The following is a 21767-nucleotide window of genomic DNA, read 5'->3' as shown; positions in this document are numbered from 1 at the left end:
AGATCATCTTTTGAGCGTTCAATCACTTATTTTGAATTGAGCGCTCATCAGATACACTAGATGTTCGCTCACAATTCAAAACTATCGATCGACCCCTGCCAGTTTTTCTGCTGGAGCCGATCGCAAATTTTCACTTTTTGATTCGCCAAATATTGCTGAAATTCGGGTTTTTCAATGTCGCTGCGCCACAGGATAGCAGCATCTTCTCCTGTGTCTGCGTAGTATCGCTTTCGCCGTCCTGCTTCCTTAAAGCCAAATTTGTGGTACAGAGACAGTGCGACTAAATTAGAGGCTCGCACTTCTAAAGTTGCCCTTTCTAACTGTCTGCGGTGTGCCGATTTTAGCAAAGTCCAAAGCAGAGCTTGTCCCAAACCCTGACCTTGAAAGCGCGGATCGATCGCCAAAATGGTAATGTGAGCTTCTTCTAAAATTACCCACAGACAACCGATACCGATGAGCATTGGGGGAACTTGTAGGGGCGGTGGATGGTGCGTGCGGGCCCGAATCTGTAGGAGCGGTGGATGGTGCGTACCCGCCTGGTTGTGAGCTGATTCAGAACCCTCAGTTTCCCATGTCCACAAACCCAGTAAATCGCTATTAGGACTGTCTAACTCGCGCCTGTAGCCTTCGATCGTCCAAAGTCCGCCAAAACAGAGGCGATCGAGCTCTACTGCACTGTTGAGGTGTTCGGCGGCGAGATGTTTGATTCCGAGAAAAGGCACAGGGGATTTTAGATTTAATAATTACTCAAAAGCATCAATCTGGGCGCTGATGACCCAATTGCTTGCCGTCAATTGTACACTGGAGAACACAGTAAGGATAGTTATTGCGCGATGGTATTAACTCAATCTATCGAAAAAGTGGAATCTGGACTTCAGTATCTGTCTAAGTCTCAAGAACCCAGGGAAAGTCGATCGCCCAATCAAGAGCTTTTACCGCTGACAGCCAGCGTCAACAGTAAGAATCATTTGGAAATAGGAGGCTGCGACGTAACAGACTTGGTAGAGAAATTTGGCTCGCCACTGTACATCTTAGATGAAGAAACGCTGCGGGCGACCAGCCGCCAGTACCGAGAGGCTTTTAAGCGGTACTATCCGGGCGAATCTCAAGTGATCTATGCTTCTAAGGCTTGGAGTTGTTTGGCTGTTTGCGCGATCGCGGCTTCCGAGGGCTTAGGCATAGATGTGGTATCTGCCGGAGAAATTAAGACAGCACTAAAAGCTGGCGTGAATCCAGAAAAAATTTACTTTCACGGGAATAACAAATCCCGCGAGGAAATCGAACTAGCTGTCACCAGTGGCTGCACAATCATTGCAGATAATTTGTGGGATTTAGACAATCTCGCAGAGTTGGCAAAATTGGGTGTCAGTCACAAAGCCGGTGAGCGGATACGAGTTATGGTCAGGTTTACGCCTGGAATTGAGTGTCACACTCACGACTACATTAAAACTGGTCAAATCGACAGTAAATTTGGATTCGATCCCAACTCCCTCAAGGATGTTTTCATTTACCTCAGCAAGCAGCCGTCTTTATCCTGCGTCGGATTACACGCTCACATTGGCTCTCAGATTTTTGAAGTGAAACCCCACCACGATTTAGCAGATGTGATCGTTAAGGCTTTCAAAGCAGCAATTGGGCACGGGTTGAAGCCGACAGAAATTAATATTGGCGGTGGGTTGGGTATTCGCTATACTGAATCCGACGATCCTCCAAGCATAGATGATTGGGCTAAGACAGTCTGCGACGCAATGGTAGCAGCTTGCAAAAATCATGATTTGACAACATTACCGAAATTGCTTTGCGAACCGGGTCGATCGCTCGTGGGTTCAGCCTGCGTCACCGCTTATACGGTGGGCGCTAAAAAAGTCATTCCAGGAATCCGGACGTATTTATCGGTAGATGGCGGTATGTCGGACAATCCCCGTCCAATTACCTACCAATCAGTTTATCGAGTCCTCGCAGCCAACAAAATGTCTGCTGAGTTAACGGAAACAGTGACAGTTGCTGGCAAACACTGCGAATCAGGCGATATTCTGATTAAAGATGCTAAGTTGCCAGAGTGTCAGTCGGGAGATATTCTCGTCGTTACGGCTACAGGGGCATACAATTACAGCATGGCTTCTAACTACAACCGAGTCCCCAGACCGGCGGCGGTTTTGGTGAAAGATGGGAAAGTTGACACGATCGTAGAGCGGGAAACTGACGAGGATTTGCTGAGGTTCGATCGCCTTCCTGAAAGACTCGGAACTAAAAAGTAAGAAGTAAAACATAAAAAGTAAAAAGTAAGATGATTCATTGGGATTTCTTGATGATTGTTTTTAAACTTTTTACTTTTGGCTTGTTCAGTCACGCGATTGGAATAACAACTGTTCATGGTTCACGGGTTCGAGTGCATCATAGTTCGCGGTTCACAGGCGGTAAGGTTCGATGAACCATGAACAATCAACAATCTGGCTATGACTTTGGCCTCATTCAGTCCTTATTGATTCAGGCGATCGATATTGGACTGGTATTTGCCCTTGCGTATTTGGTGCTCGTCATTGTCGGGGAGCGCCGGACGCTTTGGATGGTAAGGGGATTTATTATTTTGATGCTGGCGGCGGCGGTGAGTAACTGGGCTGGATTGAGGCTGTTGCACGTGGCGCTCAACAGCTTGGTAACGGGTTCTGCTGTGGCAATGGCGGTAATATTACAGTCGGAGTTTCGCCGATTTCTGGAACAATTGGGTCGGGGGGAAATTATACAATTATTTGGACGCGATCGCCGACCAACTCCCGAACCCGACAGCGTAATAGATGAAATTGTGGACGCAGTAAAAGAACTTTCGCAAAACCGCACGGGCGCTTTATTAATTGTAGAAACAGATTCTCCGATCGACGATCGGGATTTTTCAGTTCCGGGAGTGAAGCTAAATGCGGAAGTCTCTAAGGAATTGTTGCAGACTATCTTTCAACCGCAAACTTTGCTGCATGATGGGGCTGTTTTGATTCGGGCTTCGCGGATCGTGTCGGCTGGGGTAATTTTGCCTTTGTCCGATCGCAGCGCCTCGCGGCAGTTGGGAACCCGCCACCGGGCGGCGATGGGGATTACGGAACGGGTGCAAGCTTGCGTGTGCGTCGTGGTGTCGGAGGAAACCGGTTCGATTTCTCTGGCGCAGATGGGAACTTTAAATCGACCTTTGACTAGCAGCAAACTTAAGGAATTGCTAGAAGCAAAGCTGTTTCCGTCGGAAGGAGAAAGAGTGGTGACTCCAATTCCGATCGGCAATCTCGGACGGCAGATAGGATTGAAGGGAGTGACACTGTTAAAACGGATACTGCGCCGTTAGTCGGGTAATCGGGAGAAACCATGAGTCAAGGAATTTGCTTGGAAAAGTTGCCTGCGGATCTACAACAAGAACTACTGCCTAAGCACATAGCAGTGATTATGGACGGAAACGGGCGCTGGGCTAAGAATAAGGGGTTGCCACGGATTGCGGGGCACCGCCGAGGAGCTAGTGCTCTCAAAGAACTGCTGCGCTGCTGCAAAGATTGGGGAATTCCAGCTTTAACAGCCTATGCTTTTTCGACGGAGAATTGGGGCCGACCGGCCGGGGAGGTGGATTTTTTGATGAGTTTGTTTGAGGGCAAGCTGCGGCAAGAATTGCGCGAGATGGTGGACGAGGACGTGCAAATTCAATTTATGGGGAATTTGCAGGCTTTGCCGAAGTCTTTGCAGGCGGAAATCGAGCGCTCTGTGACGGCTACTCAGCACAATCGGGGGATTTTGTTTCGGGTGGCGACGAATTACGGTGGCCGCCAGGAGATTGTACAGGCTTGTCGGGCGATCGCCACTCAAGTACAAGAGGGCAAGTTGCAGCCAGAGGAGATTGATGAGGTTTTATTTAAACGCTATTTGTATACTGCTGATGTTTGCGATCCGGATTTGCTGATTCGGACGAGCGGGGAAATGCGGCTGAGCAATTTTCTGCTGTGGCAAATGGCTTATTCGGAAATTTACATTACTGAGACGCTGTGGCCGGATTTCGATCGATCGGAGTTTCACCGCGCTTTGTCTGACTATCAGCAGCGCAGCCGCCGATTTGGCAAAGTGTAACGATTTTGGATTTTGGATTTTAGATTTTGGATTTTAGATTAATTTTTCAGTTGCAAAACGATTTTGGATTTTGGATTTTAGATTTTAGATTAATTTTTCAGTTGCCAATTAGGTATTGATTCTGAAGTATATTCCTCAATCTAAAATCTAAAATCGCCAATCTAAAATCAAATTAGGGGCCTGAGAAAACGGCATCTTCAATGTCGTGACGCGAGAGCGAGTATTTGAAGGCTCGCTGAATGTCTTGGCCGTCGGCTCCGGCGTCAATATAGCGGATAGTGAGTTGATCGATATCGAGGGAGAGTTCTGCTTTCCAGGTTGGTCGATCGATCTGCCAGCAGTGGAGTTCTCGCCGATCTTGCTCGCAGCCGCGGCTTTTTAGCCACTGCTCGATTTCTGGGAGTGGATGGCTGTACAAAGGAGTGTCAGCGGAAGGAAGAGTCATGAGCAATTGGGAATGGGGAATGGGGAATGGGGAATTGGGAATTGGGAATTGGGAATTGGGAAAACTGTAGTTAATCTTTAATTTAGAACTTTTAGTTGTCAATTGCCACGAATTAAGCCGATCGCGATCGCCAGTACCAAGCATCCGACTAAAGTAGCCCCCATGATAAATAGAGCGAATATTTCGCCGGGGGACAAAGGGCGATCCGTGGGATCTAGGTAAGCCGAGTTAGAAGTTTTTTTACTCGATCCCGAAACCGGAGTGTTGAAGCCCGGGGGCGACTGAATCACATTCAGGCGAGAATAACCTATTTTGAGGTCGTAGGCGAGGCGGCGTTCTGGGTTGCTGAGGGTGGCGTAGGCGTTATTGAGCTGTTGAAATTTGGCGGTGGCGACTGCGGGTGGCAAGTCGGTAGTATCGGGATGGTAGAGTTTGCTCAGTTCCCGGTACGATCGCCGAATTTCGATCGCGGAGGCTGAAGGATGCAGCCCTAACAAGCCGTAATGACTGGAACCCAAGGGGGTTTTTCCTGGTGTTTTCTGACTTTTGTTTTTCGCAGTTGCCTCGTTTCCTGCCACCGAAGCCCCTCTCTGCCGATTGTTGATAATATTTGATTATTTTACCCCAGAGTTGAGTGTAGCGCCAGTGTCTGCCAGATCGAGGGGTTGAGTGGGGGCGATAAATCGTGGCAAGTAACCTCAAACCCAGCACCAAGATATTCGTGCCGTCCGCTTTATCGATAACGTTTATTCTTTAAAGCGTCTCCTCTTTTGAACGCAAAACTTTTAAGCTGTGCGGAAGCCAAAAAGATGCAAACGCAGAATGCTGTACACAGAAATCCACCCAATAAGGCTGTATGCCAGGGCAAATGACCTTTTCGCGTGAGTTGACTGTAAATCATCATTAATGGCGATCCTAATGCGCCAAATAGCCCAAGATAGTATCCCAAGTCACCTATACGCCAAAGCAATCCCAAGAACCAACTTTGCTTGCGTAGTTCTTCATATTCAGGATAGTCTAGTGACATTACAAATCCACTCCCTGTGCCTAATTAATTTAAACTATGAATCTCCCCGCAAATTTTGCACGTCCTCAACGCTAAGCCCAGTAACTTGGGCGATTGCGCCATTATCTAGCTGTGAGAGTAATTGTTGGGCGATCGCTAGCGTTTCTTCTCGTTTTCTTTGTTCTCTTGCTGCCTGTATTCCTGCCTGTCTTGCTTCTTCAACAGCTTTAATAATTGCTCCCTGTTGGTCGTGAATAAACTGTTCCTTGCGTTCGTAAACTTCTACTTCTTCCCGACTTAACCGGGCTTGATTGGCAAGATCGAATGCTTTGTGGATTTCCGGTACGCTATCGATTGTTTCGGGAACTTCTGAGAGCATTCTGGCATATTTCATGAAATATATCCATTTATCTGTCAAAGTTTCTAGTTGACTTGCTTCTTTATGGAATTTAGGTAATTCTATAAACACTAAATTCATGGCATCTTCGGGATAGTTTAAATTGCTTTCAACTTCTTTATACACAAATCTCGAAATTAAGTTAGGGCTGTTGCGAAACATTTCAAAATCTGTAATGGTTAAAGCTATTAATGGCTTGAGCATTCGATAGCCTTCTCCTCTTTGCAATTGAAATGCGTAGGTTGTGGCTGCATTGTACAATACCCGATTGCCAGAATATTGAACGTTGAGAACTAGAATTTCAATAATGACTAAGGTGCCATCGTCTAGTTTGGCTGTGACATCGAGGTAAGTATCTTTTAAATCTGCAAGTTGCCTCGGCAGATTTGGGTTGATTATTTCTAAGTCTTCGATGGTGGAATTTCCTTCATAAATTAAGGCGTTAAGAAAGCTAATTAGAATCTCTTTGCTTTCTGAGGAGCCAAAGATTTTTTTGAAGGCGTATTTGGTTTTTGGGTTGATAAATATCATGGCTTTAATTTTGTAGTAGTGATTCAATCAGTGAGGCGTAGTTTGTTGGAATATTTAGGAATCGCCCCGCAAATTTTGCACGTCCTCAACGGTAAGCCCTGTAACTTGGCTGATTTTGTCATTATCTAGCTGTGAAAGTAATTGTCGGGCGATCGCCAGCTTTTCTTCTCGCTTTCCTTGTTCTATGCCTTGTTCTATGCCTTGTTCTATGCCTTGTTTTATGCCTTGTTTTATGCCTTCGTTAAGCGACTTAATAATTGCTCCCTGTTGGTCATAAATAAACTGTTCTCTTTTGTCTAAATCTGCCACTTCCTCTCGGCTCAACTTGGCTTGATTCGCAATGTTAAAAGCTTCATGTATTTCTGGTATACTATCCATTGTTTCTGGGACTGATGTCAGACTTCTCGCATTTTTCATGAAATAAATCCATTTATCTGCTAAAGTTTCAAGTTCCTCCTCTCCTTTGATAAATTTCGGCAATTCTACAAATACTAAATCTAGCTCATTTTCGGGATATGTAAAGTTTTTATTGACTTCTTTTAACACAAATCTCGAAATAAATTCTGCATTCTCAGGAAACATCTCAAAGTCAGTAATTGTCAAAGCAATTACTGGCTTCAATAGTCGATAGCCTTGGGCTGCTTCCAATTGAAAAGCATAGGTTTTAGCTGCATTGTAAAAAACCCGCTTGCCAAAAGACTGGACGTTGAGCACTTGCATTTCAATGATTACTAAAGTGCCGTCGCTGAGTTTGGCTTTCACATCGAGATAACTATCTTTTAAGCCTTCTAGTTTGGGAGGCAGATTCGGGTTAATAATTTCTAAGTCTTCGATGGTGGAATTTCCTTCATAAATTAAGGCGTTGAGAAAGCTAATTAGAATCTCTTTGCTTTGTGAGGAACCGAAGATTTTTTTGAAGGCGTAATCGGTTTTCGGGTTGATAAATATCATAGTAGTCAGATTTAGTTTTAAGGTTATCGGTTTGGTGGCGAAGCAACAGGATTTGAGAGCGGTCAAACGGCAGATTTTGTTTCAGGTAATGGCTTGACATTTTCTGGCAAATGTGAGTTGCCGATCGCCAGCACGGGCTCATCGTCCCTGTGTTCGTCATCGATCGGCAGTTGGCAAGAAATCAATTCTGTGACGATCCGATCGCCCAAAACATCTTCCCAATCCTGCAACTGTTCCCTGGCTTTGATCGGCTCGTTGACAGCAACATCTACGCCCATTTGTTGGAGGTTGAGGCTGTGGGCTGTCGATCGACGATTCACAAACTCCACCAACCAAACACTCAATCCCACTGCGGCCATCAAAGGCAATACAATCCGATAATCGCGGGTTAATTCAAACATCAATAGAATGGCTGTCAGCGGTGCTCTAGCGCTACCTGCGAGGACGGCGGCCATGCCCACCATTGCGTAGGCGGCAGGGCCTGCGACTCGATCGCTCAATGCCGGGATCATTTCCAAAAAGATGCCATAAGCCGAACCCAACGAAGCTCCCAAAAACATCGCCGGGGCGAAGATACCACCCACTAAACCGCTACCGAGGCTGATAGCTGTCACCGCCAGTTTGACGAATAGCAGCAACAGCAGCAAAGACAAGGAAAATTTGACATCTTGGAGCATTGCTTGGACTGTTTCGTAGCCCACACCCAAAATTTGAGGCAATTGCAGGGCGACTAAACCGACGATCGCACCGCCGATGACGGGATGAAGCGGCCGGGGCAGTCGTCCCAGCCAAGCAAATCCTCGGGTTTTTCCTTGAAAACAGCGATCGGCCAATTGAATTGCTTCTGTATAAGCTAAGGACACACAGCTTGCCAAAAGTCCCAATCCCATGTAAAGAGGCAGTTCTAGAGGACTGCGGACATCGTAGATTGGCAAAGCAAAGGCCGGCTGAGCTCCCAAACAAATTTGAGCGATCAGCGCCGAAACTACGGCGGAGAGCAAGACAACGCTGACTGACGAAGTGGCGAAGGTGCTACCGAGTACGACTTCTAAGGCAAAAAAGACTCCGGCGATGGGAGAGTTAAACCCGGCGGATAAGCCTGCTGCTGCTCCCGCGCCGAGGAGCAAGCGCTGCCGTTCTGGGGAAAGCTGCAAGATTTGAGCTAGCAGCATTCCGAAGTTGGCGCCGATTTCCACGCTGGGGGCTTCCGGGCCGAGGGAGGCGCCGGTGCCCAGGGATACTGAGGCCGCCACCATTTTGGTGATGGGTTTGAGGGGGGAGAGTTCTTGTAGCCCGCGGGTGGCGGCAATTAAGGATGACATATTGGGGCCAAAATCGCGAAACCGCCAGCGCATCAGCCCGATGATGACTCCGCCGAGGGTGGGAATGCACGCTAGTGTCCAAGATCCCGAAGAGGCGATCGCCCCCATAAAGTCTTCCAGCATCAGGCTGTGGATCAAGTGGATCAGGTAGTGAAATGTGACGACGCCTGCGCCAGTAACTCCCCCGATCACTAGGGAGAGGACGAGCAGGAGGGTTTCTGGGTTCGGATGCAGGCGGCTGAACAGCGGGCTGAGGCGGGAGGAATGCGGAGTTTCTGCGGTTGAGCCGGGCGGCAGCAGCTCCACAGGATGGGTGGCTTTCATTTAGCGGTTCATTCTTCTGTGAGAAGTTAGATAAATATTACATTTTATTTCTTATTTTCATTTTGAGTGATTTCAGAGGAATTGACAAGTTAATTAAGGCGTATTTTATGGCAGATTTTTGGGGCTGGCGGCTGGGATGGAATGACCGCTTCTGAGGGTGAGTGAATTTTAGCTGATAATTGTATGCTCAGTGACATTCAAAATTAGATAAACTGAGCGATAATCCTAATTAACTATATCTACAGTCTTATAGTTTCTGGCGATCGCATTAGAGGCTCTGCCATCTAGCAGTCTGTTTAACAGTTGACAGTTGACAGTTGACAGTTGACAGTTTGAGACCGATGTCTACCTAGAAGGAAGAGGATTGGAGTAATGAATGGTCTGATTTTAATTTCTCCCTAAAACGGAGAGGCTTTCAACCAATTCTTTCTGGTAAAATCACTGGAACTAAATGCTCTGATTTGAGATTTTAGGTCGAATAAAATATCTCAAATCGAAATTTTGTAGTGAGGACTGAAGTCCTCAGGGAATAGGACTAAAGTCCTCACTACAAACCTGTTTGATGGTGGCTGTTCGATCGCAAATATAGCAATTGCCACAGCGGTGAGGACATAAATAACCTCATGAATATAGCCGATACCCGTCAAGCATAAATGGTTTGATTCCCGTACTATGCAACTGTCAACTGTCCACTGCCAACTGTCCACTGGTATATCATATCGGTTGTTGCGCGGCCGGAATTCTGGGTTTGGGTTTGGCGATCGACATTAGCGGATCGCCGATGGTGGCCACCTTCCAGGGCGGGGATTCTAGCTGGCGGGCTGCGATTAAAAAAGGTGCCCCTCGTTTTAGGCGATCGACCATTATTTTAGGTGGAATAAATGCAGATAACAAAGGTTCGTTGACGCTGCCGACATAGGCGTAAGCACCATTTTGCAACCACCTGCCAGCAACGGTATTTGCATCATCTGGATCTGATGCTGACCAACTGTGAATCATGTGGATTGCTGCGGGAAATTTCAGTTTTGGTATATCCTCAACTGAGGCGTCACCGTTACCGACTTGGAATGATTTGGGATAGCCTTTGGAATTCATTAATATTAAGTCAAATGTCCACGGTTTGGATGCTACTAAACTCCGCCACAATTGGAGAGTAGACTGGGGTTTTTGCACTAATTCGACATTCAAACCTATGCTTTTTAGTCCGCTAGCTGCTGACTCCATTTCATATTTTCCCCAATTTCCTTCTTTTGGGTAACTGTCATACAGCATAGCTGTTTGGCTGTCGAGAAATATGGCGCACATGGCTTGATAGATCGATCGCACTTGGGAACCGTAAATCCAGCCAGCCGCGGCCCAGCGTTCACCGTTGGGATGTCGCCCCAAACCGTCGGTAACAGCCCATTGTTCGTCTTGCTTTTGGGGGGATTGATATTTTACTGCTAGTTGGCGTACAATCGTGATTGTGTCGATCGCATCTCCGAGTTGCGAGTAAAAATATCCGGTAGATTCGACAGCTTTGGTAACTGCTGTTTGCAGAGTTTTCCACTGGGCAGTATTAAGATTATCGTTGGGTTTTCCGAAGTTGCCTTCGACAAATACTAAGGGTTGGCCGCGGGCCGCTGCTAAGGCCACTGCTGCTAAACGTGCGGGGTCATTTTCAGATGTGATGACTACTCCTGGCGGTTCCCAGCCGAGTTCTCTCCATTTTGCTTTTAAGGTTTGAGTATCCGTGGCATTCCAGGCTGCTGCTGTTGCCTTCAGCATTAATTGTTGGAGTTTTTGACCTTTTGGGATCTCCTGTTTGATGCTGGGTAAACGGACAATTTCTTCGGGTTGGAAGCGCTGCAAAAACATCGGTGCATATTTTTGATCTTCGATGAGAATCGGCCAGTGTCCTTTGAAATTCCACTTTTGGATTGCGGCTAAGAATGTGGCTTCGTCGGGGACTAAAACAATGCGGTTGACTGTTGGGATGTTGTCGCGGATCAGGCCGACTCGCAGGCCTATTTGCACTGGCCAGGGTTCTTGTTTGGCTGATGGGGGGAGTTGAAAGGGTTTTTTGAGCAGGCGATCGCACCCAACAGCGATTGTTGCTATGATGGAAATAAGGGCGATCGCTAGCAATTGAAGTTTTAACTGTTTTTTCATGAGGGAAGGGAAGAGCAGCAAAAAACTCGTAGCTTGCGGGGCGGAACGCCATCGCCAACACTAGAAATTATAGGTATATTTTTATACTAATCCCGGATTTTCGAGGCATGACACAAAGAAAGATTGTAAGTGCGATCGGGATGGCGACTGTTTGGGCGATCGGCTTAGCAACTACAGGTTTAATAATTTTCGCAGCCAACGGTTCCTCAGTCAAGCATCAAGTCCGACAATTGCTTGTAACGAGAGAATGCCGCAGGTGCAATCTTTCCGGGGCTAATTTGAGTGCTGTTTTTCTGGAAGGCGTCAATTTAGAAAATGCTAACCTCAAAGATGCCAATTTGTGGAGTGTCCATTTGGTAAATGCTAACTTGAAACAGGCAAATTTGGCTGGTGTTTACCTGATAAGCAGCAATTTAGTAGGGGCAAATTTGGAGGTAAGTAATTTAGAAAAGGCGTTTTTAGAAGATGCTTATTTGGGAGAGAGTAACTTGAAAAAAGCTAACTTAACAGGTGCTTTTATGAAAGGTATTTTTCTGGTTAATGCTGACTTAGAGGGGGCGAATTTGGAGGGGGCAAATCTGTGGATGGCGAATCTGGAAGGTGCTAATTTGAAGGGTGCTAATTTGAGGAATGCTTTGCTGTTGGAGACAAATTTGACCGGGGCGAATTTGAAGGGGGCGGTGATGCCTGATGGTACGCGGCATGAATGAAAGTCAGTTGATAGTTGACAATTGACAATTGACAGTTGACAGTTGACTGCTTTCGGAGTCAACTGTCAACTGTCATCAGTTATTAGTATTAATCAGGGGAAAGAGCGATTCCCTACCCTTCGGGAACGCACGCGCGTTCGGGATAGCTTCGCTCGCGCGTACCTGCAACCTTCATTTCCCGTGATTTTGTTAGGAGATGAAGGTTGTAAGTGCGATCGCCTTAACTCGACTTTACTTAGGCGGGGAACCTTCTGCAAATCTTTGAATAGCTTTTGGTGCGAAAGCAGCAGCTAAAAAAGCAGTTGTAATGTCTTTGCCAGCAGAATTATTGGTAGTTATTGCGATCGCGCCAAACACAATCGCTGCAATCAGTGCAATAAAACTCATGGCTCGCATTGCCGAGTATTGTCCATTATTCTCCTGAAAAAATTCGGCAAATCCCTCTCCATGTTCAGAAGAATTTGGTTTAGTCTCAATCATAGAAGAATGTGCCATTTGATTGACCTCCTAAATGTTTAAAAATATCTACAGTCCCCAGTCCACAACTAACAGGCGTGGATCGTACTTGCGGAGCAATTTCACAAGTTTTCTCAAATCATCAATTGTAGTAGGACACACGCATCCTATACTGCCTGGCCAGGTACGACTTTGAATCCAGTTCCAATCCCCATGAAAGCCGAATTCATCTCGACAGCCAATACCTGTTGTTTCACAACTTTCTTTAGCCTCTCGCGATTTAACCAGATATACCCATACAGGCCCGAGTCCATCTCCATCTATGGGGTGTGAAGCATTGTAATTGTCTTTACCACCAGCCCAGTCGATATCCGAAATGTAGTAGTTATCTTGTGGGATAGGTGCCCCATTATTTGGTTGACTTTCAGGATCGTCCCACATTAAAAAGCTCTGAGCACCCGGTTCACCAGAAATAACATCTAATGAATCAACAACTACATTGCCTTGTGGATCTACGAAATCGAGTTTGCACCATTCAAGTCCTTCGTAGGCATCTCTTCGTGTACGTGTGAGACGGCAGTATACACCTCCATCTATTCCAGATGAATTGACAGATACGTCTTCACGCGCACGCTTGAGAGCATTCTCTATAGCCCGTCGCGTCTCTGGACCTACCTTACCATCAACTCGGCTAAGAGCTTCGCGGGTTTGAAAAAGCTTGACTGCGCTATCAGTAATGTCAGTAAATTCGTTAGGCTGAGAACCTAAACGAAGAAATTTGAGTCCTGCTAGAGCGCAATTAAGTATGTAACAGTCTTCTCCAATATGTCGTTTCTGAAGGGTACGAGTGAACGGTAATGGTATGGGAGCAGGTTTATAGGGAAAATCTCCCTTCGGCGGTTGAGCCAAATCTTTAGGCTTTATGACAAAGCCTATTGCTACATCTATATCTGAAAAACCATCGCGCCGAAATAAAGCTTCTTCGTCGTTTCGACGATCGACCAATCCTGGGAGCGATCTTCTTGTGCCATTATCTTCACCATGTACCCAACGATCGAATTCCCTTGCTGCTCCTTGATAATTGCCTTTGTTTAATTCTCGCAACAGAGTTGACTCGCCGAATGCGCCAATGCCGATGTTATAAGTGAAAGAAACCAAGGCATCAAACATACATGGTTTGAGTTTAACTTGGCACAAGCGCTCGACATCTTCTGCTTTTTCTGCAACCTCAATTTGCAACCACCGCTCTGCGGCTTCTCGGGTGATAATATCACCCTCTAAAATCGGTCGGCTGCGATCCAAATGCTCGATCGAGCCATAACCAATTGTCCAAATACCAACAGGGTCTCGGTATGCTTTAATCCGTCCATCAGGAAGCTTCTTATGGAGTCCTTCCCACTTTTTGATTAGTTCAAAGCATTCGTTAGAAGGTTTCATATTTCTCCTTTAGTGTCAAAATATTGAATGTGGTTTAAATTTCAACAGTCAGAGCAACTCTTGCTCTGACTTAATTCAAAGAATAAACCCCTTCAATCGCCCTGGCGGTGAGAAAAAGTGACAAGCTTTTGTAAACTTACGTAAATTCACTCGATCGATTTGAGATTTGACCTCATCCCAAGTCCGCGTCATATACCCCCTTATTTCCTAGTCCGCGCAGGCGGACTTTGTTTGTATAGCAGCGGTTTCAACCGCCGAGTATAAAAGGGACTACCTTGCGGTTAATTAAGTAAATTTGTTTTCTATCCTGAAAAAGAACCCCCACTCAGAATATTCGGTGAATATAGTAAATAGTTCAAAATAACAAACTATGACAGCACAAGAGGCGATCGCCATAGTCGATCGTATATTACAATCCGTTAACAAAAAGCAAAAACTCACTGACATTCAATCCCACGTCTTTCTGGAAACTTGGGAAGGACACTCTTATCAAGAGATAGCCGATCGCCTACTTTACGAACACGACTAGGCGAAAAAGTCTCAAAACAAAATCTGCAAGCAGTCTTGCGCCACTACCAGCAGAGCAGTGCGGGCATCCAAGATTGGGGAGAAGCGATCGATGTTTCCTATTTTTACAACCGCTTGCAGGAATTAGAAACATTAGAAACTTGGATTAGCGGCGATTCTACCCGTGCGATCGGTATTTTTGGAATTGGCGGTATCGGCAAAACTTCTCTGTCTGTCAAACTCGCTCAGCAAATTCAATCTAAATTTGAATTTGCGATCTGGCGGAGTTTGCAGCAAGCACCGACATTAGATGCTATCCTCAGCGATATTTTACCAATTTTAACTAATTCATCAGCCGAAACCAATCACTCTATTCATGCTCTCATGGAACAGTTGCGGCAAAAACGCTGTTTGTTAATTTTCGACAATCTGGAGTCGATTTTGCAAGCAGGAAATCGCAGCGGACAATATCAACAAGGTTATGAAGATTACCGACAGTTATTTGCCCGCATTGCTGACGAACCACACCAAAGTTGTCTGATTTTAACCGGACGAGAACAACCCGGCGGGTTTGCCGTGCGATCGGGCGAAAATTTACCCGTGCGATCGCTCAAACTCTTCGGCCTTTCACCGCCTGTATGCCAGCAAATCCTTGCGGATAAAGGATTAAAGGCAACGCTACTACAAAGTAGAGATATTGTCAACTACTTTGGTGGGAATCCCCTTGCTATAAAACTTGCTGCAACGACTATTCAAACACTTTTTGGCGGTGACACAAAGGCATTTTTAGCGCAAGGAAATACTGTTTTTAGCGATTTGTGGGATTTGCTCGATCGCCAATTCGATCGCCTGTCTCCCCTGCAACAACAAATCATGTACTGGTTAGCCATTAACCAAGAAGCAGCGACTCCTGCGAAGCTAAAAGCTGAAATTTTGCCCGAAGTTTCGGGACGGCAACTGATGGAAGCATTGGAGGCGCTGGCCGAGCGATCGCTGATTTTCGATGAGCGATCGCTTAATTATACCGCATCCACCAGTTTAATGCTACAACCTGCGATCGCCGAGTATGTCAGAGAACGATTGCTCGAACGAAACTGTCGTTCGAGCAATATCGAACTTTTAATAAATGCCCGGAATTAGTTTTTTTACTCGCTGGCGGTATTCTGAATAGTCGGGATATTTATCGCTCAACCAAGTTTCTTCGCGTCTGGATTTGATGTCAAAAAATATTAGTAAAATTGCAGTCGCTATTAAATGAGATAAACTGAATTGAAAGATTGTCCAGCCGAGGGCTGCGAAGATGCCGCCGCTGTACAAGGGATGCCGCACTATTCCGTAAATGCCTGTTTGGACTAATTCTCCGTCTTCTCTGGGATAGGGTAAAGGTGTGAGGTTTTTCCCCAAATCTATCAGTCCTTTGATGATGAAAGTTAATCCGATAGAGCTGAGAATACTTGCTAAAAACCAGGTAAGATAAATTAATTGAGTTGATTGAATTTTGAATCCGGGTAGTTGATAAACTGGTAAGATTGTAAATGCTGCAAGTAATACTAATTGCAGAAAAACTAAATATTCGCCCCGGCTGTTGTTGCTCCAGCCTTGGCGCGTGAAACCCCAGTCAGTTAATAGTTTTTTCATAGGAAGAGGAAAGTTCGGCTAGGGATTGTGGAACTGACATTTTTGGGCGCATCTGGTAGATTGTTTGTAGTTGTGCGATCGCGTTTAAAGAGCGCTAAAGCGCAACTACGTACCTCGGATAAAGCGCTCAAGCGCAACTACATACCTCGGATAGAGCGCTCAAGCGCAACTACGTACCTCGGATAGAGCGCTCAAGCGCAACTACATACCTATTAGAGATTTATTCTCGCCAGGGACGTGTCATTAGTTCTAGTTGGTTGACTTCATCTTGGCTTAAAGTCCAGCCTAGGGCGCCTGCGTTTTCTTCGGCTTGTTTTGCGGTTTTGGCGCCGGGAATTGGGATAACTCCGTTTTGGGCTATTAACCAGTTTAGGGCAACTTGCGCGGGCGTGCGATCGCGCTTTCTCCCCATTTTTCGCAAGGTAGACATGACTAATTCGATTTTTTCAAGGCCCACTTTGCCGAATCGGGAGTCCATTTTCCGGGCTCCTGTAGGTGGTTCTTGGGCTGTGTATTTGTCGGTGAGCAATCCTTGGGCTAAGGGGCTGTAAGCTAAAATTGTTACTCCCAATTCCGAGGCTGCACGTACAATTCCTTGTTTTTCTACTTGCCGCGATAGCAATGAGTAACGGACTTGATTTGTTGCTAGGGGGACGCCTCTGGCTGCTAGTATTTTGTGAGCTTCGCGCATCTGTTCTTCGGAATAGTTGCTGACTCCTACTGCTTGAATTCTGCCTTGTTTTACTTCGTCTGCTAAGGCATTCATCAGAGTTTCTTGACTCAGTAAAAAACTAAAAGGCCAGTGTACTTGGTAGAGGGTTATTTGTTCTACTTGCAACCGTTTTAAGCTGGCACTCAAGGCTTCGGAAACTGATTTTCCGGTAATCCGCCAGGGTACGGGGCCGAATTTGGTGGCTATTTGCACGGGTTGGCTAGTTTTTTTGATAAACTGTCCCAGCAATTCTTCTGACAAGCCGTTACCGTAGACTTCGGCTGTGTCGAAAAAGTTGATTCCGGCATCTAGGGATGTGTTGAATGCTGCTTCTACTTCGGCGGCGCCGTAGTTGCTGCCGTAGTTCCAAAATAGTTTGTCGCCCCAAGCCCAAGTTCCGACGCACAGGGGAATGACGGCTGGGCCATTTTGTCCTAGGGTGATAGTTGTCACGGTTGGTAAATCCACAGTTATAGCAGTTGACAGTTGACAGTTGACAGTTGACAGTTACATAGTACGGGAATCAAACGGTTTATCGATCGCGGGATCGGGGATCGATTCATGAGGTTATTTATGTCCGCGCTTTCAGGTGGCGGTTGCTATATTGATTCTCTTTATTTTTATATGAATAATGTCATTTGAGCTTCTAGCTGTGGGTATAATGGCGGCCGATTGCAATATCTCAGTTACTATAAATTCAAATGTTGTCTTTATTTGAAAAGTTATGCCGATCGACCGTTTGCCAGATTCTACATTAACAGATTCCACGACTGCTGCCCAAAAGAGAATTGACCTCGCGACGATGTTCCGCCTGGGCTTGTTTCAGATGGGGCTGGGCATGATGTCGATTTTGACCCTGGGGGTACTCAATCGCGTGATGATTAAGGAGTTGGCGATTCCGGCTACTGTGGTGGCTGGTACCCTGGCGATGCACCAGTTTGTGGCGCCAGCGAGGGTATGGTTCGGGCAAATGTCGGATGCTAAGCCTTTGTTTGGCCATCACCGCACGGGTTACGTGTGGATGGGAGGGCTGTTGTTTGTGATTTCGGCTTTTTTGGCGGTGCAGGTGATGTGGCGCTTGGGCGCTAGTTTAGACGCTGTGGGGTGGACGACTCCGACTTACGGCTGGGTGGGTTTGCTGGGTTTGGTTTTTGCAGTTTACGGTATCGCGATTTGTTCGAGCTCGACTCCTTTTGCTGCTTTGTTGGTGGATGTTTCCGATGAGGAAGATCGATCGAAGTTGGTGGGTGTGGTGTGGTCGATGCTGATGGTTGGTATTATTATCGGGGCGATTGTCAGCAGCGGTTTGCTGAAGCAGATTGATGGGGATGTGCCGCGGGAAGTGTTGCAGGCTTCGATTAATGGTTTGTTTGTGAAGGTGCCGGCGGTGGTTTTGCTGTTGGTGGGGATTGCAACTTTTGGGGTTGAGAAGAAGTATTCGCGTTACGGGGCGCGATCGATCGCAGTTAATCGAGAAGATAAGATTACTTTAGGAAGTGCGCTGCGGATTTTGACTGCTAGCCGCCAAACTGGTTTGTTTTTTACTTTCCTGCTGGTGATGACAATTTGTTTGTTTATGCAGGATGCGGTTTTGGAACCCTACGGCGGGGAAATTTTTAAGATGCCGATTTCGGAAAGTACGCGGTTGAATGCTATTTACGGTACTGGTGTTCTCATCGGTTTGAGCGCAACTGGTTTTTTAATTGTGCCGCGGATTGGCAAGCAAAATACGATTAGATTGGGTTGTTTGTCGGTGGCGGCTTGTTTTGGCTTGATTATTTTATCGGGATTTACTGGTAATCCCATTGTGTTTAAGTCGGCTTTGATGTGTTTCGGGTTAGCTTCGGGAATTACAACGACGGGGGCACTGAGTTTGATGTTGGATTTGACGGCTGCGGAAACTGCGGGGACTTTTATTGGCGCTTGGGGTTTGTCGCAGGCGATGGCGCGGGGTTTTGCTACGGTTAGCGGCGGTGCTATTTTGGATTTTGGCAGGACTTTGTTTGGAGTGCCGATGTTGGCTTACGGGTTGGTTTTTGCAGTGCCGGCTGTGGGTATGATTTTCGCTTTGTATCTGTTGAGTCTGGTGGATGTTGCAGAATTTCAGGATAATGCTAAAAGTGCGATCGCAACTATCCTTGAAAATGAATTAGACTGAGAATACCGGGCGGTTGAAACCGCGTCTATACAGACCAAACCCGCCTCCGCGGGTTGAAGAAAGTTCTCTTCAGTCCGCGGAGGCGGACTTCGTTTTTGTAGACGCGGTTTCAACCGCCGTCTTCGTTTTTATCAGCGCGGTTTCAACCGCCGTCTTCTCCTACAAACCAGTAACTAATGCAAGATTTTTGGAACTCTATTCTAACTTTTTCTCAGACAACTGTCAAAACAATCGGACAGCAGTTTTTGAAAGATTTCGGTTCTGCACAAGCGGATGAGAAATCTGATGGCAGTTTGGTTACGCAGTCTGACAATTGGGCGGATGCAGAGATTAGAAATGCGATCGCACTTGCGTTTCCCAGTCACGGGATTTTGAGCGAAGAAGGAGAGCACGTTTTACCCGATACTGAATGGTGTTGGGTTGTCGATCCTCTCGATGCTACCACTAATTTTGCTCGGGGCATTCCAATTTGGGGGATTTCTTTAGGTCTATTATATCGCGGAACTCCAGTTTTTGGCTGCGTGCATTTGCCACCCCTGAATCAAACTTTCCACGGTTTTTATGCAGAGAATTTGGCGGACGATCCTGTATTGACAAATATGCCTCAAGGTGCATTTTTAAACGATCGCCCGATTCGCCCGAGTGATGATAAACTGAGTGGAAATCATATTTTTAATTTGTGTTCGCGGAGTGTGGGAATTGGGCCTCATCTTCCGAGTAAAATTCGGATGTTGGGGATGGCTAGTTACAATTTTTTAATGGTGGCTTCCGGTGTGGCGATGGGAGGAGTTGAAGCGACTCCTAAAATTTGGGATATTGCTGGGAGTTGGGTAATTGTCAAGGCTGCGGGTGCGGTTTGGCTACCGCTGGAATCCCAAGCGATTTTTCCGCTGGAAGTGGGTAAGAATTATGCGAGGGTTTCTTTTCCAACTTTGGTGATGAGTCGCCAGGAATTAGTGTCGGTGTTTTTGCCGTTTGTTGAAGCTTGGAAGAAGAAAAAAATGGGCTAATCTTAAAGTCGCCTCGAACCCAATAGGTTCGATCGTTCGGACTTCAGTCCTTCTTTCTTGCGGACTTTAGTCAAATGGCACTGAAAAAGTGACAAAAAAAATCTGTAAGGCAAGATATACATAGATAATTGCCTTACAAACCAAAAGATCTCTTTCCCGGCAATGCCAAATCGTGCGTCCATTCTCTCTCCAACAATTTTTGCAGAGTGTTGCCTCACCTTGCCAGAAGCTGCTGCCAGATTCTGCCGTCCATTCGCTTCTAGCTTGGGAGAAGATCACCTACTACCAAAGCATCTACACACCAGTAGTCACCTTAACTTGTCACCAATGGGTCTTGCATAGGCGGTTGTGATTCGTTATGCTTTGCACGGTCTATGACCGTGCTTTTTCACCAGCCCCAAGAATGGTAAAATTGTCACAAGCCGAACAGAAAATTAGTCCCGAGCCCTTAATTGGTTACTCGATATCAATTTACTTCAAAATCCTCATAGAGAATCAACCTGAGCTCTTGACGAAACATCTGCCTGGGCGGCCATACTTACCGCTTTGCTTCGCGCCTCTATAATTTGACCTATCTCGCGCCCCAAGCTTGGTTGGCGTTCAATCATCGTATTTACAGCATCTGAGTAGATGACAAGAACTTGCAAATCGTCAACGGCGGCGATTGATACCGGACTCGGTTCCCCACTAAATAGTGCCATTTCCCCAAAAAACTCACCACGCAAGATAGTCATTACCTCCAACTCCATGCCAAACTGGTTCCTGACTGTGACCTTAGCCTGACCCGCAATGATAATGTACAAAGCATTACCAGGCTCGCCTTGCCGGATGACTTTCTCTCCCGCACCAAACTTCTGTAAAATAGTTCCCTTACCTAAGTCATCCAAATTTTTGGGTTCTCTAGCTAAAGGCATAAATCCGGGAATTGAGTGCAGGCTTTGGGCTAACTTAGTTGAAGCGCTATCTGCCTTATCAGCAGGTTCCACAGGATACGAGTATCGGTAACGATATAACGTTAAGTTGTTTCGCTGCGCTGCGTACCAAATTCGCGTCATAAATCGATCGACTATCTGGTCTACATCCTCAAAGTTTTTGACAAAGAACTCCACCTCATACATAATTGCAGTCTCATCATAGGATTTGGTTTTAATATTTGGTTCCGGTTCCGCTAATACTCCTTGGGTAGCCAAGGCTGTACTTGTTAGTACCTGCTTCACGAGATTAGGCGGGCTATCGTAGGAAAAACCAATATTGAGGCGTTGGTTATAAATGCCTTCTGGTTGGCTGTAATTATAGATGATTCCTTTTCCAATGAACTGATGAGGAACGATTATCATCTGGCGCTGGAGAGTGAGCAGGCGAACCGATCGCCAATTGATATCAACTACCTCACCTTCGATATCTCCAATCCGCAACCAATCACCAACGCTAAAGGGACGTTCTAGAAGCAGCGCCATGCCAGACATGACGCTGCCTAGTGTGTCCTGAAGCGCCAAACCGATCACAATTGAGCTAACGCCCAATCCAGTAGCAAGACCGGCCAAATCAGCACCCCACACTGCCGCTAGCACGATCGCACTTCCTACAAGCACCAAAAAAAACTTAGAAAGATCGATCAGCAATTTGGGCATCCGTGCCCGCCATGTATTAGCCTCAGCTTCTTCAAACAAAATCACATTAAGCAGCGAGAGAGATGCGTAGATGGCAGATATCCAGAACAGTGTTGCTACGAGCTTGGGAAAATTCCCATTAACGTCAAGCTTCAGGACATTCCTGATTAAAATCATCACCATTAAGACCGGCAGGACAAGGTTTTTTATAACCAGCAGGGTAGTCGCCAGTGGTCTAGCGTGCCTTTGTAGGTGATAAATAACCTCTCCTAGTAAAACGACGAGGAGTGGGAACCCTAATCCGACA

Annotated in this window: 20 protein-coding genes; 8 read left to right on the top strand and 12 right to left on the bottom strand. The window is 46.3% G+C overall.

The features are described from left to right. Positions 1–68: 68 nt before the first annotated feature. Positions 69–722 carry a ribosomal protein S18-alanine N-acetyltransferase gene (gene rimI / locus JGK20_RS06460; protein WP_293176058.1) on the bottom strand — a complete coding sequence of 218 codons (654 nt, stop codon included), beginning with the start codon at positions 720–722 and terminating at the stop codon, positions 69–71. A gap of 111 nt (positions 723–833) precedes the next feature. Here rimI and lysA point away from each other — a divergent pair, with 111 nt between their 5' ends. From lysA to JGK20_RS06445, 3 genes are all read left to right on the top strand, one after another. Further along, positions 834–2258, top strand: coding sequence for a diaminopimelate decarboxylase (gene lysA, locus JGK20_RS06455; protein ID WP_293176060.1), 1425 nt, complete (start codon positions 834–836; stop codon positions 2256–2258). 176 nt (positions 2259–2434) lie between these two features. Next, entirely contained in the window at positions 2435–3328 is an 894-nt protein-coding gene (cdaA, locus tag JGK20_RS06450; protein WP_293176062.1) for a diadenylate cyclase CdaA, read from the top strand. A gap of 20 nt (positions 3329–3348) precedes the next feature. Continuing rightward, complete coding sequence (locus tag JGK20_RS06445) at positions 3349–4095, top strand: isoprenyl transferase (RefSeq protein ID WP_293176064.1); 747 nt, start codon at positions 3349–3351, stop codon at positions 4093–4095. 172 nt (positions 4096–4267) lie between these two features. On the opposite strand, the gene JGK20_RS06440 is transcribed toward JGK20_RS06445, so the two are convergent. The 6 genes from JGK20_RS06440 to JGK20_RS06415 form a co-directional block, all read right to left on the bottom strand. Further along, positions 4268–4540: a DUF3143 domain-containing protein gene (locus JGK20_RS06440; protein ID WP_293176326.1), complete on the bottom strand. Its 273-nt coding sequence runs from the start codon at positions 4538–4540 to the stop codon at positions 4268–4270. A 98-nt stretch (positions 4541–4638) separates the two neighbouring features. Next, entirely contained in the window at positions 4639–5118 is a 480-nt protein-coding gene (locus tag JGK20_RS06435) for a J domain-containing protein (RefSeq protein ID WP_293229821.1), read from the bottom strand. A gap of 483 nt (positions 5119–5601) precedes the next feature. Then, entirely contained in the window at positions 5602–6474 is an 873-nt protein-coding gene (locus tag JGK20_RS06430) for an Rpn family recombination-promoting nuclease/putative transposase (protein ID WP_293229818.1), read from the bottom strand. A gap of 54 nt (positions 6475–6528) precedes the next feature. After that, the gene (locus JGK20_RS06425; protein ID WP_293192427.1) at positions 6529–7425 is read right to left on the bottom strand and encodes an Rpn family recombination-promoting nuclease/putative transposase; all 897 of its coding nucleotides are present in this window, start codon (positions 7423–7425) and stop codon (positions 6529–6531) included. A 62-nt stretch (positions 7426–7487) separates the two neighbouring features. Continuing rightward, positions 7488–9071: a chloride channel protein gene (locus JGK20_RS06420; RefSeq protein ID WP_293176070.1), complete on the bottom strand. Its 1584-nt coding sequence runs from the start codon at positions 9069–9071 to the stop codon at positions 7488–7490. Positions 9072–9785: 714 nt separating this feature from the next. Next, the gene (locus JGK20_RS06415; protein ID WP_293229815.1) at positions 9786–11222 is read right to left on the bottom strand and encodes a hypothetical protein; all 1437 of its coding nucleotides are present in this window, start codon (positions 11220–11222) and stop codon (positions 9786–9788) included. A gap of 107 nt (positions 11223–11329) precedes the next feature. On the opposite strand from JGK20_RS06415, the gene JGK20_RS06410 reads away from it, so the two are divergent. Continuing rightward, the gene (locus JGK20_RS06410) at positions 11330–11932 is read left to right on the top strand and encodes a pentapeptide repeat-containing protein (RefSeq protein ID WP_293192431.1); all 603 of its coding nucleotides are present in this window, start codon (positions 11330–11332) and stop codon (positions 11930–11932) included. A 231-nt stretch (positions 11933–12163) separates the two neighbouring features. Here JGK20_RS06410 and JGK20_RS06405 read toward each other — a convergent pair whose 3' ends face one another. Both JGK20_RS06405 and JGK20_RS06400 read right to left on the bottom strand, forming a co-directional pair. Further along, positions 12164–12427 carry a hypothetical protein gene (locus JGK20_RS06405; protein WP_293176076.1) on the bottom strand — a complete coding sequence of 88 codons (264 nt, stop codon included), beginning with the start codon at positions 12425–12427 and terminating at the stop codon, positions 12164–12166. A 30-nt stretch (positions 12428–12457) separates the two neighbouring features. Beyond that, positions 12458–13825: a glycoside hydrolase family protein gene (locus tag JGK20_RS06400; RefSeq protein ID WP_293176078.1), complete on the bottom strand. Its 1368-nt coding sequence runs from the start codon at positions 13823–13825 to the stop codon at positions 12458–12460. 370 nt (positions 13826–14195) lie between these two features. Here JGK20_RS06400 and JGK20_RS06395 point away from each other — a divergent pair, with 370 nt between their 5' ends. Then, the gene (locus JGK20_RS06395) at positions 14196–14354 is read left to right on the top strand and encodes a hypothetical protein (RefSeq protein ID WP_293229812.1); all 159 of its coding nucleotides are present in this window, start codon (positions 14196–14198) and stop codon (positions 14352–14354) included. 35 nt (positions 14355–14389) lie between these two features. Continuing rightward, the gene (locus tag JGK20_RS06390; RefSeq protein WP_293229809.1) at positions 14390–15472 is read left to right on the top strand and encodes an NB-ARC domain-containing protein; all 1083 of its coding nucleotides are present in this window, start codon (positions 14390–14392) and stop codon (positions 15470–15472) included. Here the strand turns inward: JGK20_RS06390 and JGK20_RS06385 are convergent. Both JGK20_RS06385 and JGK20_RS06380 read right to left on the bottom strand, forming a co-directional pair. Further along, complete coding sequence (locus JGK20_RS06385) at positions 15452–15970, bottom strand: isoprenylcysteine carboxylmethyltransferase family protein (RefSeq protein WP_293176081.1); 519 nt, start codon at positions 15968–15970, stop codon at positions 15452–15454. The genes JGK20_RS06390 and JGK20_RS06385 overlap by 21 nt on opposite strands. A gap of 220 nt (positions 15971–16190) precedes the next feature. After that, entirely contained in the window at positions 16191–17135 is a 945-nt protein-coding gene (locus JGK20_RS06380) for an aldo/keto reductase (protein WP_293176328.1), read from the bottom strand. Positions 17136–17406: 271 nt separating this feature from the next. Here JGK20_RS06380 and JGK20_RS06375 point away from each other — a divergent pair, with 271 nt between their 5' ends. Together JGK20_RS06375 and JGK20_RS06370 are read left to right on the top strand one after the other, a co-directional pair. Continuing rightward, the gene (locus tag JGK20_RS06375) at positions 17407–18840 is read left to right on the top strand and encodes a BCD family MFS transporter (protein ID WP_293176083.1); all 1434 of its coding nucleotides are present in this window, start codon (positions 17407–17409) and stop codon (positions 18838–18840) included. 176 nt (positions 18841–19016) lie between these two features. Continuing rightward, positions 19017–19850, top strand: coding sequence for an inositol monophosphatase family protein (locus JGK20_RS06370; RefSeq protein ID WP_293176085.1), 834 nt, complete (start codon positions 19017–19019; stop codon positions 19848–19850). 485 nt (positions 19851–20335) lie between these two features. Here the strand turns inward: JGK20_RS06370 and JGK20_RS06365 are convergent, their stop codons facing one another. After that, on the bottom strand, positions 20336–21637 hold the full coding sequence (locus JGK20_RS06365; RefSeq protein WP_293229807.1) for a mechanosensitive ion channel family protein: 1302 nt from the start codon (positions 21635–21637) through the stop codon (positions 20336–20338). Positions 21638–21767: the final 130 nt, after the last annotated feature.

Origin of the sequence: Microcoleus sp. PH2017_05_CCC_O_A (genome assembly GCF_020738785.1) — a bacterium.
In the GTDB taxonomy this organism is placed as follows: domain Bacteria; phylum Cyanobacteriota; class Cyanobacteriia; order Cyanobacteriales; family Microcoleaceae; genus Microcoleus.
Note: the sequence above shows the minus strand (reverse complement) of the source record. Positions and strands in the feature narration are given on the sequence as shown.